The sequence below is a fragment of the Scandinavium goeteborgense genome, assembly GCF_003935895.2.
Taxonomy (GTDB): Bacteria; Pseudomonadota; Gammaproteobacteria; order Enterobacterales; family Enterobacteriaceae; genus Scandinavium; species Scandinavium goeteborgense.
The window spans coordinates 4,334,736-4,352,376 of sequence record NZ_CP054058.1; the positions used below are offsets into that span (position 1 = coordinate 4,334,736).

At 55.1% G+C, this 17,641-nt stretch carries 15 protein-coding genes, 2 tRNA genes and 1 rRNA gene; 3 read left to right on the top strand and 15 right to left on the bottom strand.

The window, feature by feature from the left end; all coding sequences use genetic code 11:
- Window positions 1-51 precede the first annotated feature (51 nt).
- The 7 genes from A8O29_RS21460 to pepQ all read right to left on the bottom strand — a co-directional run bounded on the left by A8O29_RS21460 (window position 52) and on the right by pepQ (window position 6,260).
- A tRNA-Ala gene (locus tag A8O29_RS21460) sits at window positions 52-127 on the bottom strand.
- Between the two features lie 65 nt (window positions 128-192).
- A tRNA-Ile gene (locus tag A8O29_RS21465) sits at window positions 193-269 on the bottom strand.
- A gap of 72 nt (window positions 270-341) precedes the next feature.
- Window positions 342-1,883, bottom strand: a 16S ribosomal RNA gene (locus A8O29_RS21470).
- Window positions 1,884-2,278: 395 nt separating this feature from the next.
- Entirely contained in the window at window positions 2,279-2,812 is a 534-nt protein-coding gene (gene hemG, locus A8O29_RS21475; RefSeq protein WP_125353454.1) for a menaquinone-dependent protoporphyrinogen IX dehydrogenase, read from the bottom strand.
- A gap of 11 nt (window positions 2,813-2,823) precedes the next feature.
- On the bottom strand, window positions 2,824-4,275 hold the full coding sequence (trkH, locus tag A8O29_RS21480) for a Trk system potassium transporter TrkH (protein WP_125353453.1): 1,452 nt from the start codon (window positions 4,273-4,275) through the stop codon (window positions 2,824-2,826).
- 39 nt (window positions 4,276-4,314) lie between these two features.
- Window positions 4,315-4,929, bottom strand: coding sequence for an IMPACT family protein (locus A8O29_RS21485; RefSeq protein ID WP_125353452.1), 615 nt, complete (start codon window positions 4,927-4,929; stop codon window positions 4,315-4,317).
- On the bottom strand, window positions 4,929-6,260 hold the full coding sequence (gene pepQ, locus A8O29_RS21490) for a Xaa-Pro dipeptidase (RefSeq protein WP_125353451.1): 1,332 nt from the start codon (window positions 6,258-6,260) through the stop codon (window positions 4,929-4,931). Before pepQ ends, A8O29_RS21485 begins: the two co-directional genes overlap by 1 nt.
- Before the next feature lie 189 nt (window positions 6,261-6,449).
- Here pepQ and fadB point away from each other — a divergent pair, with 189 nt between their 5' ends.
- Window positions 6,450-8,639 (top strand): fatty acid oxidation complex subunit alpha FadB, encoded by a 2,190-nt coding sequence (gene fadB / locus A8O29_RS21495; RefSeq protein WP_125353449.1) that lies wholly within the window; start codon window positions 6,450-6,452, stop codon window positions 8,637-8,639.
- 9 nt (window positions 8,640-8,648) lie between these two features.
- A complete protein-coding gene (fadA, locus tag A8O29_RS21500; protein ID WP_125353447.1) occupies window positions 8,649-9,812 on the top strand; it encodes an acetyl-CoA C-acyltransferase FadA in 1,164 nt (387 codons plus the stop codon).
- Window positions 9,813-9,999: 187 nt separating this feature from the next.
- On the opposite strand, the gene fre is transcribed toward fadA, so the two are convergent.
- Together fre and ubiD are read right to left on the bottom strand one after the other, a co-directional pair.
- Window positions 10,000-10,701 carry an NAD(P)H-flavin reductase gene (fre, locus tag A8O29_RS21505; protein WP_125353445.1) on the bottom strand — a complete coding sequence of 234 codons (702 nt, stop codon included), beginning with the start codon at window positions 10,699-10,701 and terminating at the stop codon, window positions 10,000-10,002.
- 53 nt (window positions 10,702-10,754) lie between these two features.
- Complete coding sequence (gene ubiD, locus A8O29_RS21510; RefSeq protein WP_373422905.1) at window positions 10,755-12,251, bottom strand: 4-hydroxy-3-polyprenylbenzoate decarboxylase; 1,497 nt, start codon at window positions 12,249-12,251, stop codon at window positions 10,755-10,757.
- Between the two features lie 160 nt (window positions 12,252-12,411).
- Here ubiD and rfaH point away from each other — a divergent pair, with 160 nt between their 5' ends.
- Window positions 12,412-12,900, top strand: coding sequence for a transcription/translation regulatory transformer protein RfaH (rfaH, locus tag A8O29_RS21515; RefSeq protein WP_110512086.1), 489 nt, complete (start codon window positions 12,412-12,414; stop codon window positions 12,898-12,900).
- Window positions 12,901-12,902: 2 nt separating this feature from the next.
- Here the strand turns inward: rfaH and tatD are convergent, their stop codons facing one another.
- From tatD to ubiJ, 6 genes are all read right to left on the bottom strand, one after another.
- Window positions 12,903-13,685: a 3'-5' ssDNA/RNA exonuclease TatD gene (tatD, locus tag A8O29_RS21520; protein ID WP_125353443.1), complete on the bottom strand. Its 783-nt coding sequence runs from the start codon at window positions 13,683-13,685 to the stop codon at window positions 12,903-12,905.
- A 39-nt stretch (window positions 13,686-13,724) separates the two neighbouring features.
- Window positions 13,725-14,498 (bottom strand): Sec-independent protein translocase subunit TatC, encoded by a 774-nt coding sequence (tatC, locus tag A8O29_RS21525; protein WP_125353441.1) that lies wholly within the window; start codon window positions 14,496-14,498, stop codon window positions 13,725-13,727.
- Between the two features lie 2 nt (window positions 14,499-14,500).
- A complete protein-coding gene (tatB, locus tag A8O29_RS21530) occupies window positions 14,501-15,052 on the bottom strand; it encodes a Sec-independent protein translocase protein TatB (protein WP_125353440.1) in 552 nt (183 codons plus the stop codon).
- Between the two features lie 3 nt (window positions 15,053-15,055).
- Complete coding sequence (gene tatA, locus A8O29_RS21535; protein ID WP_110512090.1) at window positions 15,056-15,319, bottom strand: Sec-independent protein translocase subunit TatA; 264 nt, start codon at window positions 15,317-15,319, stop codon at window positions 15,056-15,058.
- 76 nt (window positions 15,320-15,395) lie between these two features.
- On the bottom strand, window positions 15,396-17,036 hold the full coding sequence (gene ubiB, locus A8O29_RS21540; RefSeq protein ID WP_110512091.1) for a ubiquinone biosynthesis regulatory protein kinase UbiB: 1,641 nt from the start codon (window positions 17,034-17,036) through the stop codon (window positions 15,396-15,398).
- Window positions 17,033-17,638, bottom strand: coding sequence for a ubiquinone biosynthesis protein UbiJ (gene ubiJ, locus A8O29_RS21545; RefSeq protein WP_125353438.1), 606 nt, complete (start codon window positions 17,636-17,638; stop codon window positions 17,033-17,035). Before ubiJ ends, ubiB begins: the two co-directional genes overlap by 4 nt.
- Window positions 17,639-17,641: the final 3 nt, after the last annotated feature.

Here is a 17,641-nt window from a genome sequence, read left to right on the forward strand (position 1 = left end):
CAGTACACCTTTTCAGGTACACTCTGAAGTTTATTTTCAGCAGTAAAGTGATGGTGGAGCTATGCGGGATCGAACCGCAGACCTCCTGCGTGCAAGGCAGGCGCTCTCCCAGCTGAGCTATAACCCCATCGTATTATCAAATCTCTTACCCGTTCATTTCCTGCCAGAACGTACCAAAGCAACGAAATGAATTGGTAGGCCTGAGTGGACTTGAACCACCGACCTCACCCTTATCAGGGGTGCGCTCTAACCACCTGAGCTACAAGCCTGCAGAGATTTTTTTACTGCTTATTTTTCATCAGACAATCTGTGTGGACACTACAAAGGCAGGTTCTTTAAGGTAAGGAGGTGATCCAACCGCAGGTTCCCCTACGGTTACCTTGTTACGACTTCACCCCAGTCATGAATCACAAAGTGGTAAGCGCCCTCCCGAAGGTTAAGCTACCTACTTCTTTTGCAACCCACTCCCATGGTGTGACGGGCGGTGTGTACAAGGCCCGGGAACGTATTCACCGTAGCATTCTGATCTACGATTACTAGCGATTCCGACTTCATGGAGTCGAGTTGCAGACTCCAATCCGGACTACGACGCACTTTATGAGGTCCGCTTGCTCTCGCGAGGTCGCTTCTCTTTGTATGCGCCATTGTAGCACGTGTGTAGCCCTACTCGTAAGGGCCATGATGACTTGACGTCATCCCCACCTTCCTCCAGTTTATCACTGGCAGTCTCCTTTGAGTTCCCGGCCGAACCGCTGGCAACAAAGGATAAGGGTTGCGCTCGTTGCGGGACTTAACCCAACATTTCACAACACGAGCTGACGACAGCCATGCAGCACCTGTCTCAGAGTTCCCGAAGGCACCAAAGCATCTCTGCTAAGTTCTCTGGATGTCAAGAGTAGGTAAGGTTCTTCGCGTTGCATCGAATTAAACCACATGCTCCACCGCTTGTGCGGGCCCCCGTCAATTCATTTGAGTTTTAACCTTGCGGCCGTACTCCCCAGGCGGTCGACTTAACGCGTTAGCTCCGGAAGCCACGCCTCAAGGGCACAACCTCCAAGTCGACATCGTTTACGGCGTGGACTACCAGGGTATCTAATCCTGTTTGCTCCCCACGCTTTCGCACCTGAGCGTCAGTCTTTGTCCAGGGGGCCGCCTTCGCCACCGGTATTCCTCCAGATCTCTACGCATTTCACCGCTACACCTGGAATTCTACCCCCCTCTACAAGACTCTAGCCTGCCAGTTTCGAATGCAGTTCCCAGGTTGAGCCCGGGGATTTCACATCCGACTTGACAGACCGCCTGCGTGCGCTTTACGCCCAGTAATTCCGATTAACGCTTGCACCCTCCGTATTACCGCGGCTGCTGGCACGGAGTTAGCCGGTGCTTCTTCTGCGAGTAACGTCAATCGTTGCGGTTATTAACCACAACGCCTTCCTCCTCGCTGAAAGTACTTTACAACCCGAAGGCCTTCTTCATACACGCGGCATGGCTGCATCAGGCTTGCGCCCATTGTGCAATATTCCCCACTGCTGCCTCCCGTAGGAGTCTGGACCGTGTCTCAGTTCCAGTGTGGCTGGTCATCCTCTCAGACCAGCTAGGGATCGTCGCCTAGGTGAGCCATTACCCCACCTACTAGCTAATCCCATCTGGGCACATCCGATGGCAAGAGGCCCGAAGGTCCCCCTCTTTGGTCCGAAGACGTTATGCGGTATTAGCTACCGTTTCCAGTAGTTATCCCCCTCCATCGGGCAGTTTCCCAGACATTACTCACCCGTCCGCCGCTCGTCACCCAGAGAGCAAGCTCTCCTGTGCTACCGCTCGACTTGCATGTGTTAGGCCTGCCGCCAGCGTTCAATCTGAGCCATGATCAAACTCTTCAATTTAAGTTTGATGCTCATGAATTAAACTTCGTAATGAATTACGTATGTTCACTCATAAGACTTGGTATTCTATTTAGCGTCTTTCGACGTTTAAGAATCCATGTCACTTTGAGTGCCCACACAGATTGTCTGATAAATTGTTAAAGAGCAGTGAGTTACGCGCTTTCGCTTGCTAACTCGAGGTCCCGTATAATACGTTTTCCTCATTCAGAGTCAAGCGTTTATTTTCGCTTTTCTCTGTCAGGATTTCCTGAGAAACCCTTCTGACCCGGCGGCTGGCGAGCCGTTGTTCCGTGTCAGTGGAGGCGCATTATAGGGAGTTCTGACGAGACGGCAAGAGGAAATTTGAAAAAACTTTCTGACTGCTCAAAATCCAGGCTTCTCGCCGTTTTTGCACTCTATTTGCGCACAAGTTGCGCGATTTCGCGGGCGAAATGGGCCACCTGTTGCCAATCGGTGTATACCACTTCTTTACGGGTATCCGTTTCGCCGCCTGTCATCTTCATAATGAGGCGAATCATAATACGGTCATACCAGTTATAACGCGGATATCGCAGCGCACCGGCAAAGACTGCGCTCAGGTCAGGCTGCCACGGCGAGTCCAACAGGAACTTGCGGGTATAGCTGTTAGTCTGCGGCGTACGCTTCTCTGGTTTACGCGCCACCAGGTTTACAGAATAGAACGCACTCGGCAGCTGCTTCAGCGCCTGCTGGTGCTTTTTCACAAAGCTGTTCAGCGTCGAGTGGAAATGACCGTAACGAATAGAGGCCCCAATTACCACCCCGCCATACTCTTCCCATGCAATACTCTCTACCCGGTGCAGGTTCACGACATCCACATCGAAAGCCTGCTCTTTCATTTCAGAAGCTAATGACGCGGCAATCTCACGCGTTTGCCCATCTCGGGTAGAAAAGAGAATCAAAATTTTCACAAACGCTCCTGTTAATCGCGCCAGAAAGTCGGTGTGAACAACACCAACAGAGTAAACACTTCCAGACGACCAAATAGCATGTTGGCGATCAGGATCCATTTCGCAACCGGATTCATGCTGGCAAAGTTATCCGCCACCACGCCCAAGCCCGGACCGAGGTTATTCAGCGTGGCCACAACAGAGGCGAACGCCGAGAAGTCATCCACGCCAGTCGCAATGATGGCCAGCATGCTGACAATAAAGACCAGCGCATAAGCAGAGAAGAATCCCCACACCGCTTCGAGAATACGTTCCGGCAGCGCGCGGTTACCCAGCTTGATGCTATAAACCGCATTCGGATGCACCAGACGTTTTAGCTCACGGTTTCCCTGCTTAAACAGCAGCAGGATACGGATAACCTTCAGGCCACCGCCGGTAGAACCCGCACAGCCGCCAATAAATGCAGAACAGAGCAGCAGCACAGGCAGGAAAAGTGGCCAGCGCGCAATGCTGTCGGTGGTGAAGCCCGCCGTGGTCGCCATCGAGACCACCTGGAAAAAGGCCTGATTGAGCGTCGTCAGCGCCGAGGTATACACATCGTGAAGCAACAGCACCAACATACAGATAACCACTAGCGTCAGCTGCACGCCAATAAACATGCGGAATTCCGGGTCGCGCCAGTACACCTTCAGATTGCGACCGCTTAATAAAGAGAAGTGCAGACCGTAGTTACAGCCTGAGATCAGCAAGAAGATGGCAATAATGGTGTTGATAGTCGGGCTGTTGAAATAGCCGACGCTGGCGTCGTGCGTTGAAAAGCCACCAATCGCAATCGTCGAGAAGCTGTGTCCGATGGCATCAAAGGCTGGCATCCCGGCGAACCAGAGCGCCAGGGCACAGGCCACCGTCAGTAATACATAAATGAGCCACAGGGTTTTCGCCGTTTCGGCAATGCGTGGCCGCATCTTATTGTCTTTCAGCGGCCCCGGCATTTCAGCCCGATAGAGCTGCATCCCACCGACACCCAGAATGGGCAGGATAGCCACCGCGAGTACAATTATCCCCATCCCACCGAACCACTGCAGCATCTGGCGGTAAAAGAGGATGGCATGGGGAAGCGAATCCAGGCCCACCAGCGTAGTCGCGCCGGTCGTCGTCAGCCCGGAGAACGACTCAAAGAATGCGTCAGTAATGGTCAGATTCGGCTGTTCCGAGAAGATAAACGGCAGCGCACCCACGCTACCCAGCACGGTCCAGAACAACACCACAATCAGAAAGCCTTCACGTGATTTCAGTTCGCCCTTTTGCTTACGGTTCGGCCACCAGAGCATCGAGCCAATCGCCAGCGCCACGAAAAAAGTCTGCGTGAATGCTCGCCCCGCCCCGTCCCGGTAAATCAACGCCACCAGTCCTGGAACAATCATCGTTCCCGAAAAAAGTATGACCAGCAGTCCAACGATTCGGGTAATGGCACGAAAATGCATCTCTGCCGCTTCCTTTGATAAGCAAAAAGTAGACCGGGATTATTCGCCAATCCGCCGTAATTGCAACGCACCACGGCTAAAATCAGCCAGTCTTATCGAAAAGTTCGGCAGTTCAGCCTGCGGAAGCGCCACCCGAAGATGCACCACGGCCTGATAATTACTGTCGACGATTTTGCCAGAGAATTGTGCCAACAGGCTTTCAACGCCCGACAGCTGTCCGTACTCACACTGCAAAGTATATTCGGTCAACGGCGTCTTGCGCTGCGTTGTCAGTTCAGCCAGCGCCTGATGCACGCCGCCGCCGTAGGCTTTCACCAGGCCACCGGTGCCCAGCAAGATCCCGCCATAGTAGCGAACCACCACGGCGGTGATTTCGCCCACGCCGCTGCCCATTAACTGCGCGAGCATTGGCTTGCCTGCCGTGCCCGCTGGTTCACCGTCGTCGGAAAAACCGAGCTTTTGCGAATCGTCAGGCGCCCCGGCGACCCACGCCACGCAGTGGTGACGGGCATCCGGGTGTTCCGCTCTGACCGATTCGACAAACGCCTTCGCCGCTTCCACGCCATCGGTATGCGCGAGTAACGTAATGAAGCGGCTCTTTTTGATCTCGTCGACCACGCTTACCGGAGACGCCGGGATCAGCCAACTGTCCATCAGGCCAGCTTCAGATCTCGGGTCATATTTTCGAGGCTGTTCTCGTGGATGACTACGTTATCTTCGATACGAACGCCCCCGAACGGCTTCATGGCCTCAATTTTCTGCCAGTTGAAGTGCTTGCTGTACTGCCCTTCACGCCACGGCGCCAGCAGCGATTCGATGAAATAGATGCCCGGCTCGATGGTCAATACCATGCGCGGCTGCAGAATTCGGGTGCAACGCAGGTAAGGATATTTCGACGGCGCGGCAAGGTGTGTACCTTTATCATCCTGCATAAAGCCGGCTACATCATGAACCTGCAGACCCAGCGGGTGGCCGAGACCGTGCGGCATAAACGGCCCGGTGAGGTCATTTTCCACCATTGCCTCTTCGCTGATGTCGTTCACCAGCTGATGCTTACGCAGCAGCTTCGCGATGCGCTGATGGAACTGGATATGGTAGTCCACGTAGCTCACGCCCGCTTTCAGGGTATCGATCAGCGCCAGCTGCTCAGCGGTGACGTCTTTAATCAGCTGCGCAAATTCAGTATCTGGATTTCCGGCCCAGGTGCGGGTCAGGTCTGCGGCATAGCCGTTGTACTCTGCGCCCGCATCCAGCAGGAAGCTGCGCATTTCAGACGGCGCGCGGTGGTCCAGTTTGGTGTAGTGCAGCACCGATGCATGTTCATTCAGCGCCACAATATTGCTGTAAGGCACATCGGTATCACGATGACCGGTGGCGGTCAGGTACGCGAGGTTAATATCGAACTCGCTCATGCCAGACAGGAACGCTTCCTGCGCCGCCTGATGACCATTCACCGCCATTTTCTGCGCTTCACGCATGCAGGAAAGTTCATAGTCGGTTTTGTACGAGCGATAATAATGCAGGTAATCAATCACCCCTTTCGGGTTGATATTGGCGGCGGTAATGTCCAGCCCCAACGCACGTTCAGCCACTGGGCCGATGTACGCAATATTGCCACGCGCTGCAGGCAGCTGGCTGCCAATACCGTCCGCTTTTGGCAGCGCGATCACTTCAACGTCTTCGGTCCAGAAAGAGGACGGCAGCGGTTCCACGTTGTGCCAGTAATCCACCGGCAGATAGAACCACAGCTTCGGTTTATTGACGCCGTCCACCAGCAGCCAGCAGTTTGGCACCTGCGTCACAGGCACCCAAGCCTTAAACTGTGGGTTTACTTTGAATGGGTATGGATGATCGTCGAGGAAGACATTGAACAGTTCGCCGGAATGAATCAACAGCGCATCGAGCTTAAAGCGATCCAGTACGTCGCGCGTGCGTTCCTGCAACGTAGCAATATGATTTTTATAGAGTGTCGCCAGTGATTCCATGTTTTACCCTTCTGTCTTTTTGACCCTAATTCCCCGCATCTTAGCACATCGGTTTCACCCTGCGCGATTTCTGCCAAGCGTGATCCAGACGTCATTTCCTTAAAGAGTAATTTGCATTTTATTAACATAAAATCCACACTCCGTCTCATCTGGTAAGACCAGTAACCGTACTGGATTCAGGAGACTGACATGCTTTACAAAGGCGACACCCTGTACCTCGACTGGCTGGAAGATGGCATTGCCGAACTGGTGTTCGATGCCCCCGGCTCGGTCAATAAGCTTGATACCGCAACCGTAGCCAGCCTCGGCCAGGCGCTGGACGTCCTCGAAAAGCAGCCTGACCTCAAAGGCCTGCTGCTGCGTTCTGAAAAAGCCGCTTTTATCGTCGGCGCGGACATCACCGAATTCCTGTCACTGTTCCAGGTTCCACCGGAACAACTCAGCCGGTGGCTGACTTTCGCCAACAGCGTCTTTTGCCGCCTGGAAGATTTACCGGTCCCTACCCTTTCCGCGGTGAACGGTTACGCGTTGGGCGGTGGCTGCGAATGTGTCCTGGCCACCGACTATCGTCTGGCAACACCTGACCTGCGTATCGGTCTGCCAGAAACCAAACTCGGCATTATGCCGGGCTTCGGCGGTTCCGTTCGTCTGCCGCGTTTGCTCGGGGCGGATAGCGCGCTGGAAATTATTGCCGCCGGGAAAGATGTCGGCGCGGAAGAAGCGCTCAAGCTCGGTCTGGTTGACGGCATCGTGAAGCCAGAAAAGCTGCGCGAAGGCGCGATCGCGATTCTGCGTCAGGCTATCAACGGCGACTTAGACTGGAAAGCCAAACGCCAGCCGAAGCTCGACCCGCTGAAACTCAGCAAAATTGAAGCCACCATGAGCTTCACCATCGCCAAAGGCATGGTGATGCAAACGGCGGGCAAACACTATCCGGCACCGATCACCGCCGTCAAAACCATTGAAGCCGCGGCACGCTTAGGCCGTGACCAGGCGCTGGTGTTGGAAAATCAAAGCTTTGTACCGCTCGCCCATTCGAATGAGGCCCGTGCGCTGGTCGGGATTTTCCTGAACGATCAGTTTGTAAAAGGTCAGGCGAAGAAACTGACCAAAAACGTCGACACCCCAAAGCAGGCCGCCGTACTGGGCGCCGGGATCATGGGTGGCGGCATTGCTTACCAGTCCGCCTGGAAAGGCGTGCCGGTTATCATGAAGGATATCAATGACAAATCGTTGACCCTCGGGATGAACGAGGCCGCCAAGCTGCTGAATAAACAGCTGGATCGCGGAAAAATCAATGGTCTCAAACTGGCGACCGTGATTTCTACGATTCACCCGACGCTCGATTACGCCGGTTTTGAACGCGTCGATGTCGTGGTTGAAGCGGTCGTTGAAAACCCGAAAGTGAAAAAAGCAGTGCTGGCAGAAACCGAAGAGCACGTTCGCCCCGATGCGGTGCTGGCGTCTAACACCTCGACGATCCCTATCAGCGAACTGGCCAGTGTCCTTAAACGCCCGCAGAACTTCTGCGGAATGCACTTCTTTAACCCGGTGCACCGTATGCCACTGGTTGAGGTGATCCGCGGCGAGCAAACGTCCGACGAGACCATTGCGAAAGTGGTCGCCTGGGCGAGCAAAATGGGCAAAACGCCTATCGTGGTCAACGACTGCCCTGGCTTCTTCGTCAACCGCGTACTGTTCCCTTACTTCGCCGGATTCAGCCAGTTACTGCGTGACGGTGCCGACTTCCACAAAGTCGACAAAGTGATGGAAAAAGTATTCGGCTGGCCAATGGGCCCGGCCTATCTTCTGGACGTGGTCGGCATTGATACCGCACATCACGCTCAGGCGGTGATGGCAGCTGGTTTCCCACAGCGTATGCAGAAAGATTATCGCGACGCCATTGATGCCCTGTTTGATGCCAGCCGCTACGGCCAGAAAAACGGCCTCGGTTTCTGGCGTTATAAAGAAGACAACAAAGGTAAGCCGAAAAAAGAAGAAGACCCGGCGGTTGACGCGTTGCTGGCAGACGTCAGTCAGGCAAAACGTGACTTCAGCGATGACGAGATTATCGCCCGCATGATGATCCCAATGGTCAACGAAGTGGTGCGCTGCCTTGAAGAAGGCATTATCGCAAGCCCGGCAGAAGCCGATATGGCACTGGTCTACGGCCTTGGCTTCCCTCCTTTCCACGGCGGTGCTTTCCGCTGGCTGGATACGCTCGGCAGCGCGAAGTACGTCGACATGGCGCAGCAATATCAGCATCTCGGCCCGCTGTATGAAGTGCCGGAAGGTCTGCGCAGCAAAGCACGTCACAACGAAGCATATTATCCACCGGTTGAACCTGCCCGTCCGGTGGGTGAGCTGAAAACGGCTTAAGGAGTCACAATGGAACAGGTTGTCATTGTCGATGCAATTCGTACCCCGATGGGCCGTTCAAAAGGCGGCGCATTCCGTAACGTGCGGGCGGAAGATCTCTCCGCCCATTTGATGCGTAGCCTGCTGGCCCGCAACCCGGCGCTGGATCCTGCCGCGCTCGACGATATTTACTGGGGCTGCGTGCAGCAAACGCTGGAGCAGGGTTTCAACATTGCCCGCAATGCGTCGTTGCTGGCGGAAATCCCCCATAGCGTTCCGGCGGTCACCGTGAACCGTCTTTGCGGTTCATCCATGCAGGCGTTGCACGATGCGGCGCGCATGATCATGACCGGTGATGCGCAGGCGTGTCTGGTCGGCGGCGTGGAACACATGGGCCACGTGCCCATGAACCACGGCGTTGATTTCCATCCAGGAATGGGCCGCAGCGTGGCGAAAGCCGCAGGCATGATGGGTCTGACCGCAGAAATGCTGTCGCGTATTCATGGCATCAGCCGTGAAAAGCAGGATGCGTTTGCCGCGCGTTCACACGCCCGTGCCTGGGCCGCGACGCAATCCGGTGCGTTTAAGAATGAAATCATCCCGACCGGCGGTCACGATGCCGATGGCGTACTGAAGCAGTTTACCTGGGACGAAGTCATCCGCCCGGAAACCACCGTTGAAGCGCTGGCCGCCCTGCGCCCGGCGTTCGATCCGGTGACGGGCACAGTCACGGCGGGCACCTCCTCGGCGTTGTCCGACGGTGCCGCGGCGATGTTGGTCATGAGCGAAAGCCGTGCCCGCGAACTGGGGCTGAAAGCACGCGCCCGCGTCCGTTCGATGGCCGTTGTCGGCTGCGATCCGTCGATCATGGGTTATGGCCCGGTTCCGGCGTCAAAACTGGCGCTGAAAAAAGCCGGACTTTCGGCTAGCGATATCGACCTGTTTGAAATGAATGAAGCGTTTGCCGCGCAGATCCTGCCGTGCATTAAAGATCTGGGGCTGATGGAGCAGATTGACGAGAAGATCAACCTCAACGGCGGCGCGATCGCCCTCGGTCATCCGTTAGGCTGCTCCGGGGCGCGTATCACCACTACCCTGCTGAACCTGATGGAACGCAAAGACGCCCAGTTTGGTCTGGCGACGATGTGCATCGGTTTGGGTCAGGGGATTGCGACGGTGATTGAGCGGGTCTGATGAACATAGGCGGGGCGATGCCCCGTCTTATAAGCATTACTGCGTACGAGTAAAACTTGTTAGTTGCCGTTTTTCCCGCCTGTCAGGGGCGGGTTTTTTATTGGTGCAACGCGCGTTCTGATACCCTCTCCCATTGAAGAGAGGGCGTAGGCCCACGCAAACGCAGTGCCGCTGGGCAACTCTTTGATTAGATAAAGGCAAATGCATCGCCGAAGAGGCGATCTTCACGGGCACCACGCTCATTACAGAACAGGTCACGGGCGATTTTCGCCATCTCGAAACGACCGGCAATGTAAATGTCATGCTCTACCAACGTGCCGTAATCCTGCAATACCGCCGTCAGAACGGTACCTGAACGGCCACGCCAGCCGTCTTCCGGCTGTTCAACCACCGGCTCAACGCGCAGATTCGGGTGCGTCAGCGTCAGCGCTTCCAGCTCGGACAAGTCATACAGATGCTTCTCTTCACGGCCGCCCCAGTAGATCGCGATTTCACGATCCGGGTTCTGCGCCAGCGCGGTCAGCAAAATAGAACGCACATAGGAGAAGCCGGTCCCACCGGCGATCAGCACCAGCGGACGCTCATCATCTTCGCGCAGCCACGCTTCACCATGAGGAATATCAACCACAACCTCACGTTCTTTGAGAATTCGGTCCATTACTGCCATCGCATACAGATTCAGCTCGGACGCGCCGATATGCAGCTCAATACTGTTCTGCTCGGCAGGCGTAGACGCCATCGAGAACGGACGCTTATCGCGCTCGTCCATCACTACCATCAGATACTGGCCCGCGCGGAAGGAAAAGGCCGCTTCCGGTTCTAAACGAACGCGGTATACCGTGTCGGTAATGGCATCTACCGAAGTGACTTTACAGCTTAAGGTTGTCATGCGCTCCCTCTGTCGGGTCTATGATTTCGTGTCTTAATGTCTAACGGCCCGCGTCAGGCGCTTTTGCCGTCATTAAAGATAGCCAGTTCATCCCAGATAGCGTCAATTCTCGCCGTCACTTCAGGATCTTTTTTAATCGGACGTCCCCACTCGCGTTGGGTTTCACCGGGCCATTTATTCGTGGCATCCAGCCCCATTTTCGAACCTAAACCGGAAACCGGTGAGGCGAAGTCCAGATAATCAATCGGCGTATTTTCGACCAGAACCGTATCACGGGCCGGATCCATACGCGTGGTGATGGCCCAGATAACGTCGTTCCAGTCACGGGCGTTAACGTCGTCATCGCAGACAATCACAAATTTGGTGTACATAAACTGGCGCAGGAATGACCACACGCCCATCATTACGCGCTTGGCGTGTCCGGCATACTGCTTTTTCATTGTCACGACGGCCAGGCGATAAGAACAACCTTCCGGCGGCAGATAGAAATCGACGATTTCCGGGAACTGCTTTTGCAGAATGGGCACGAACACTTCATTCAGCGCCACGCCCAGCACCGCCGGTTCATCCGGCGGACGACCGGTATAGGTCGAATGATAAATTGCATCTTCACGCTGCGTCACGTGAGTCACGGTAAACACCGGGAAGCTGTCGACTTCATTGTAGTAACCGGTGTGATCGCCGTACGGACCTTCTGGCGCGACTTCGCCCGCCTCGATATACCCTTCCAGCACAATTTCCGCACTCGCCGGCACTTCAAGGTCGTTCGACAGACACTTCACCACTTCGGTTTTAGTGCCGCGCAGTAGTCCTGCAAACGCGTATTCCGATAAGGTATCCGGCACGGGCGTGACGGCAGCCAAAATCGTCGCCGGATCGGCACCAAGCGCCACGGAAACAGGGAAACGTTCGCCCGGATGCGCCGCACACCACTCCTGGAAATCCAGAGCGCCGCCGCGATGGGAAAGCCAGCGCATGATCAGTTTATTTTTGCCGATCAGCTGTTGGCGATAAATCCCGAGATTCTGCCGCTCTTTGTGCGGCCCGCGCGTCACGGTTAAACCCCAGGTGATCAGCGGCGCAGCATCTTCCGGCCAGCAGGTCATGATAGGAATTCGGTTTAAATCGACGTCATCGCCCTGCGTCACTTTTTGCTGACAAGGCGCACCGCGCAGACGTTTGGTCGGCATGTTAAGCACTTGCTTAAACTGCGGCAGCTTGTCGTAGAGATCGCGGAAACCTTTTGGCGGCTCCGGCTCTTTCAGGAACGCCAGCAGTTTCCCCACTTCACGCAATGCGGTCACATCTTCCTGGCCCATGCCCATCGCCACGCGCTTAGGCGTCCCGAACAGGTTGCACAGCACCGGCATATCGTATCCCTTAGGATTTTCGAACAGCAGCGCCGGGCCACCCGCACGCAAAGTGCGATCGGCAATCTCGGTCATTTCAAGGAAGGGATCGACCGGCAGGGAGATGCGTTTAAGCTCGCCCTGTTGTTCCAGCTGTGTCAAAAAGTCGCGCAAATCGTGGTATTTCATGGGGTCCGTCATGGCCTCTTTGTAAGCGCCTCATTATACGGCGTTCAGCCGCTGGATGCTGTAATTTTGTTAAATTAGCGTGAAGTCCTGGCTCCCATAAGAGGCAACAATCCCTTTCGCTATCACGCCTGGCTTTTGATATGCTTTCCCGAGAATCTCGAGAAGAGTCATTATGCAAGCCTGGTATTTACTGTACTGCAAACGTGGGCAACTTCAGCGCGCCCAGGAACATCTTGAACGCCAGGCGGTCAACTGCCTGATGCCCACTATTGCGTTGGAAAAAATCGTACGCGGTAAACGCACAACCGTGGATGAACCCCTGTTTCCAAACTACCTGTTCGTCGAGTTTGACCCGGAAGTCATTCATACCACAACCATTAACGCGACGCGCGGCGTCAGCCACTTCGTACGTTTTGGTGCGCAGCCGGCCATGGTGCCTTCCGATGTGATTCACCAGCTTTCCATTCACACGCCGGAAGGGATTACCGATCCGGACACGCCCTACTCGGGCGATGGCGTGGTGATAACCGAAGGGGCTTTCGAAGGGCTGGAGGCGATTTTCACCGAGCCCGACGGCGAAGCCCGGTCCATGCTGCTCCTCAACCTGCTGAACAAGCAAGTTCTACAGAGCGTGAAAAACACCGACTTCCGCAAAATCTGAATTCAAAACGTTATCCCAAACAGCGCTTTTACGTTTCGATCGGTGGTGTCTGAAAGCGCCTGTGTCTCTTCGCCACGCCAGTGTGCGATGCGTTCCAGAATGTGAGACAGATGCGCAGGTTCGTTACGACGCGATGACGGCTTCGGCGACAAATCGCGCGGCAGCAGCCACGGCGCGTCGGTTTCAATCAGTAAACGTTTCGCCGGGATAAACGGCAATAACTCACGCAATTCCAGCCCGCGACGTTCATCGCACACCCAGCCCGTAATGCCGATATACAGCCCGTGTGCGAGACATTCATCAAGCTCTTCCCGCGTGCCGGTAAAACAGTGCAACACGGCACCCGGCAGCTTATCGAGCCACGGCTTGAGCAAGGTGATAAAGCGTTCGTGGGCATCACGACAGTGCAGAAACACCGGCATATTCAGTTCAGCGGCCAGCGCCAACTGCGCGCTAAACGCGGTTTCCTGTTCCTGCGGCGTTGAGAAGTTACGGTTAAAATCGAGCCCGCACTCACCCACCGCAACCACTTCCGGCTGTTGCGCCAGACGACGGATGGCATCGGCCACGTCCGGCGTCCAGTGGCTGCTATCGTGCGGATGAACGCCCGCGGTAGACCAGCAGCGCGCATAGTGTTGCGCCATCTGCTGTGCGGCAATGCTTTCTTCCAAATTAGTGCCAGTAATCAACATCCCATTCAGGCCGGAGGAAAACGCGCGGGATACTACCTCATCGCGATCGCGGGAAAACTGAGAACTGGTGAGGTTAACGCCAATATCAAACATGGTGACTCCCAAATAAGAACCGCCCTTTCGGGCGGCTGATTACTCTTCTTTCTCGGCAGCTTCTTCTGCTGCGGCATCCTCGTCACGCGACATTCGCTTACCCGTGTAGAAACGGGCGAAGAACACCCCCACTTCAAACAGGCAGTACATCGGAATGGCGAGCAGGGTTTGCGAGAACACGTCCGGCGGCGTCAACAGCATGCCAATAACGAAAGCCGCGACCAGAACATACGGACGCTTTTTGCGCAGGTCATCCGGCGTGGTCACGCCAACCCAGCACAGCAGAACGATGGCCACTGGCACTTCAAATGACACGCCAAAGGCCATAAACAGCGCCATGACAAAATCGAGATAGCTGCGGATATCCGTCGAGACCTGCACGCCAATCGGTGCGGTATGCGTCAGGAAGCCAAACGCCAGCGGGAACACCACAAAGTAGGCGAAGGCCATGCCGACATAAAACAGCAGCGTGCTGGACACCAGCAGCGGCACCACCAGACGACGCTCGTGTTTATAGAGCGCTGGGGCAATGAAAGCCCAGACCTGATAGAGGATCACCGGCGCCGACAGAATCACCGAGACCATAAAGGTCAGCTTGATCGGCGTGAAGAATGGCGATGCCACATCGGTGGCAATCATTGTTGCACCGGCAGGCATTTGCTTGATCAGCGGCGAGGCCACCAGATGATAAATGTCGTTGGCGAAATAGACCAACGCCAGAAAAATCACGAATACCGCGATGATGCAGTTGATGAGGCGCTTACGCAGCTCAATCAAATGTGTGATCAGCGGTTGAGTCTGTTCTACGCCCATGTTTACGGTTTATCGCTGGTTGCAGGGGATGATTCAGAAGCCGGTACGGCAGCAGCCACCGGCGCTTTCATCTTCTCCTCAGAAACAACAGTTTCCGGGGCTTGATCGAGGGTTTCAGCAGGAACGGCAGGCGCTTGCGCTTCAGCACTGGCTTGATGATCTGGCGTAACCGGCGTGACGCCTTCGCGCTGTGCTTCGCTGCCTTTCACCACCGGATTATGGATGGTATTGGCTTCGTCGCTGGTGCGCTCCGGATCGTGCTGCGTGTAGGAACGCTTCATGGATTCTGCCGCGTCGCGCAGCTCGTCCATGGATTCCTTCAGCTCCGGCGACAGATTGCCCAGACTCGCCTTCTCTACCTTCTTCAGGCTGTCCTGAAACTCCTGGAGTTTAAGCTCCTGGGCCAGTTCGTTTTGCACGGTGGTGGCCAGCGAGCGAATAGCCCGGATCCAGCCTGCCACCGTTTTTACTGCCACCGGCAGACGTTTTGGCCCAAGAACAATCAGGCCAATCACGAATACCAGAATCAGTTCACTGAAACCAATGTCGAACACGAATTACACCTGCTCTTTATCGTGGCGTTTTGCATCGTCTTTGCTGGCATCATCCTGCTTTTCAGACAAGGATTTCGCAGGGAAATCGGCGTCTTCAGCGGATGTCTCTTTCTTTTCCTGTTTGTCGTCTTCATCACCCATGGCTTTTTTAAAGCCCTTGATAGACGCACCCAGGTCAGATCCTAGTGAGCTCAGCTTTTTCGTCCCGAAAAGCAGAACCACGATAACGACGACAATCAACAACTGCCAAATACTGATACCACCCATACATGTTCCTCTGTGTCAGATGATAGTGAATTCACTGACGTGTAGCTTACACGCCTTCGTCTGAATGATGCAAAAATCAGCGACCTTTAAACCAGCCAACCACCCAGGTCAGGACGCCAGCGCCCATTAACCAGGCAGGCTGTAATCCGAGGTCCGGACGCGTAATCAACAACAGGGTTCCGCTCAGCATGAATACGGCGCCCACGCCGAACAGATAACGGGATTGCCCCCGTCGGGTATGACCGGACTCCATGTCGTGGGCGATTTTATCAAGGCTTCGCTGGAGACTTTTGCCCTGGCGCAAACTGTCGTAAATCAGTTCCGGCATTTCCGGCATTTTTTCGATCCAGAACGGCGCTTTTTCTTTAAACGCACGCACCAGCGCCGGAAGGCCAACCTGATCTTTAATCCATGACTCAAGGAAAGGTTTCGCTGTCTTCCATAAGTCTAACTGAGGATAGAGCTGGCGGCCTACCCCCTCAACGTAAAGTAGTGTTTTCTGAAGTAAAACAAGCTGCGGCTGAACTTCCATATTAAAGCGGCGCGCGGTGTTAAACAGATTCAGCAGAACATGGCCGAAAGAGATCTCCGCCAGCGGCTTCTCGAAGATGGGTTCACAGACTGTGCGAATCGCAAATTCAAACTCTTCGACGTTGGTATCCGGCGGTACCCAGCCAGAATCCACGTGCAGTTCTGCCACTTTGCGGTAGTCGCGATTAAAGAAAGCGATAAAGTTTTCAGCCAGATAGCGCTTATCTTCTTTGTTCAGCGAGCCGACTATCCCGCAGTCGATGCCAATATATTTCGGATCTTCCGGATGTTCGTAGCTGACAAAAATATTGCCGGGGTGCATATCGGCATGGAAGAAGCTGTCGCGGAAAACCTGAGTGAAGAACACCTGCACGCCGCGTTCGGCAAGCAGTTTCATGTTGGTATTCTGCTTTTCCAGCGTCTCAATATCTGAGACCGGAATGCCATAAATGCGCTCCATCACCAGCATGTCTTCACGACAATAGTCGGAATAGACTTCCGGGACGTAGAGCATCGGGCTGTCTTCGAAATTGCGGCGTAGCTGGATGGCGTTGGCGGCTTCGCGCAGTAAATTCAGCTCATCAAGCAGCGTTTTTTCATACTCGCGCACCACTTCCTGCGGACGTAGACGGCGGCCATCGGGCAGCAGACGTGGCACCCAACGTGCGAGACGGTAAATCAGTTTCATGTCCGCTTTGATAATCGGCAGAATATCCGGGCGGATAACCTTAATGACCACTTCTTTGCCGTTTTCTTTCAGGCGCGCCGTGTGTACCTGGGCGATAGACGCGGACGCCAGCGGTTGAACGCTGAAATCGTCGAACCAGCTTTCAACGGGAATATCACCCATCGATTTTTCGATTTGCTGCTGCGCGAGTTTGCCGTCAAACGGCGCAACGCGGTCCTGCAACATAGCCAGCTGATCGGCGATTTGAAGTGGAAAGAGATCACGGCGGGTAGAAAGCATCTGACCGAATTTAATCCAGACCGGGCCGAGATGCTGCAAGGCAAGGCGTAGACGCTCGCCTAACGGCAGGTCTTTGTGGCGATTTGGCATCCAGAACAACATCCGCCGCCCGATTCGAAGCGGCAGGGTGATGCGCATTTTGGGAATGAGCTCATCAAGCCCGTAACTCAAAAAGGTGTGGATGATAAAATACAGGCGCCGAATTTCCCCTGGCGTCATTTCCCCTCCAGTTTTTCCAGCCGTTTGGTTAAGGCCTCAGCAGCGCGCGCAACGGCGTCGCTCTCTTCGGCAAACCAGGCCACTTCCAGCGAGCCGGGCGCCATGCGCCACTCTTCGGTAATGACCTCAGACACATAACGCTGCTGACGTTGCAGCCCGCGTTGCAGGAATTTCGCCCCGCCGCGCAGCACTTTACTGACGCCTTCCGCCGCGATATCGCCGGTATACGGGGCCAGCAGTTCAGCAGGATCGAATTCTGCCAGGTCCGCCAGCGCGACAAAGTTTTGCACCACCTGCAGGTCACCCTGCACTTCGAGATCGCCCGAACGGATGAGGGTGGTCAACTGCTGACGGTTGCGTAACTGCGGCAACACGCCAAGGCGGGTACTTACCGTGCAGTCCGCCTCGCCTTCCCACGCACTCAGCACGTCAATCTGCTGCTCGCTAAAGGCCAGCACCAGCGGGGATGTGAACTCTTTCAGCTCGACGCGCAGCACCTTGCCCAGCAGACGCTGACGGGCAGGTTTTAACGCGCGCTCGCGCCATAAAAAGGTATTAAGCGCACCTTCAATGCCCGCGGTGACTAAAGGTTGAAAAGGCATGGC

Excerpts from the sequence above, each read along its gene's own strand:
- trkH (WP_125353453.1), bottom strand. The coding sequence starts at position 4,275 with ATGCATTTTCGTGCCATTACCCGAATCGTTGGACTGCTGGTCATACTT.
- A8O29_RS21485 (WP_125353452.1), bottom strand. The coding sequence starts at position 4,929 with ATGGACAGTTGGCTGATCCCGGCGTCTCCGGTAAGCGTGGTCGACGAG.
- pepQ (WP_125353451.1), bottom strand. The coding sequence starts at position 6,260 with ATGGAATCACTGGCGACACTCTATAAAAATCATATTGCTACGTTGCAG.
- fadB (WP_125353449.1), top strand. The coding sequence starts at position 6,450 with ATGCTTTACAAAGGCGACACCCTGTACCTCGACTGGCTGGAAGATGGC.
- fadA (WP_125353447.1), top strand. The coding sequence starts at position 8,649 with ATGGAACAGGTTGTCATTGTCGATGCAATTCGTACCCCGATGGGCCGT.
- fre (WP_125353445.1), bottom strand. The coding sequence starts at position 10,701 with ATGACAACCTTAAGCTGTAAAGTCACTTCGGTAGATGCCATTACCGAC.
- ubiD (WP_373422905.1), bottom strand. The coding sequence starts at position 12,251 with ATGACGGACCCCATGAAATACCACGATTTGCGCGACTTTTTGACACAG.
- rfaH (WP_110512086.1), top strand. The coding sequence starts at position 12,412 with ATGCAAGCCTGGTATTTACTGTACTGCAAACGTGGGCAACTTCAGCGC.
- tatD (WP_125353443.1), bottom strand. The coding sequence starts at position 13,685 with ATGTTTGATATTGGCGTTAACCTCACCAGTTCTCAGTTTTCCCGCGAT.
- tatC (WP_125353441.1), bottom strand. The coding sequence starts at position 14,498 with ATGGGCGTAGAACAGACTCAACCGCTGATCACACATTTGATTGAGCTG.
- tatA (WP_110512090.1), bottom strand. The coding sequence starts at position 15,319 with ATGGGTGGTATCAGTATTTGGCAGTTGTTGATTGTCGTCGTTATCGTG.
- ubiB (WP_110512091.1), bottom strand. The coding sequence starts at position 17,036 with ATGACGCCAGGGGAAATTCGGCGCCTGTATTTTATCATCCACACCTTT.
- ubiJ (WP_125353438.1), bottom strand. The coding sequence starts at position 17,638 with ATGCCTTTTCAACCTTTAGTCACCGCGGGCATTGAAGGTGCGCTTAAT.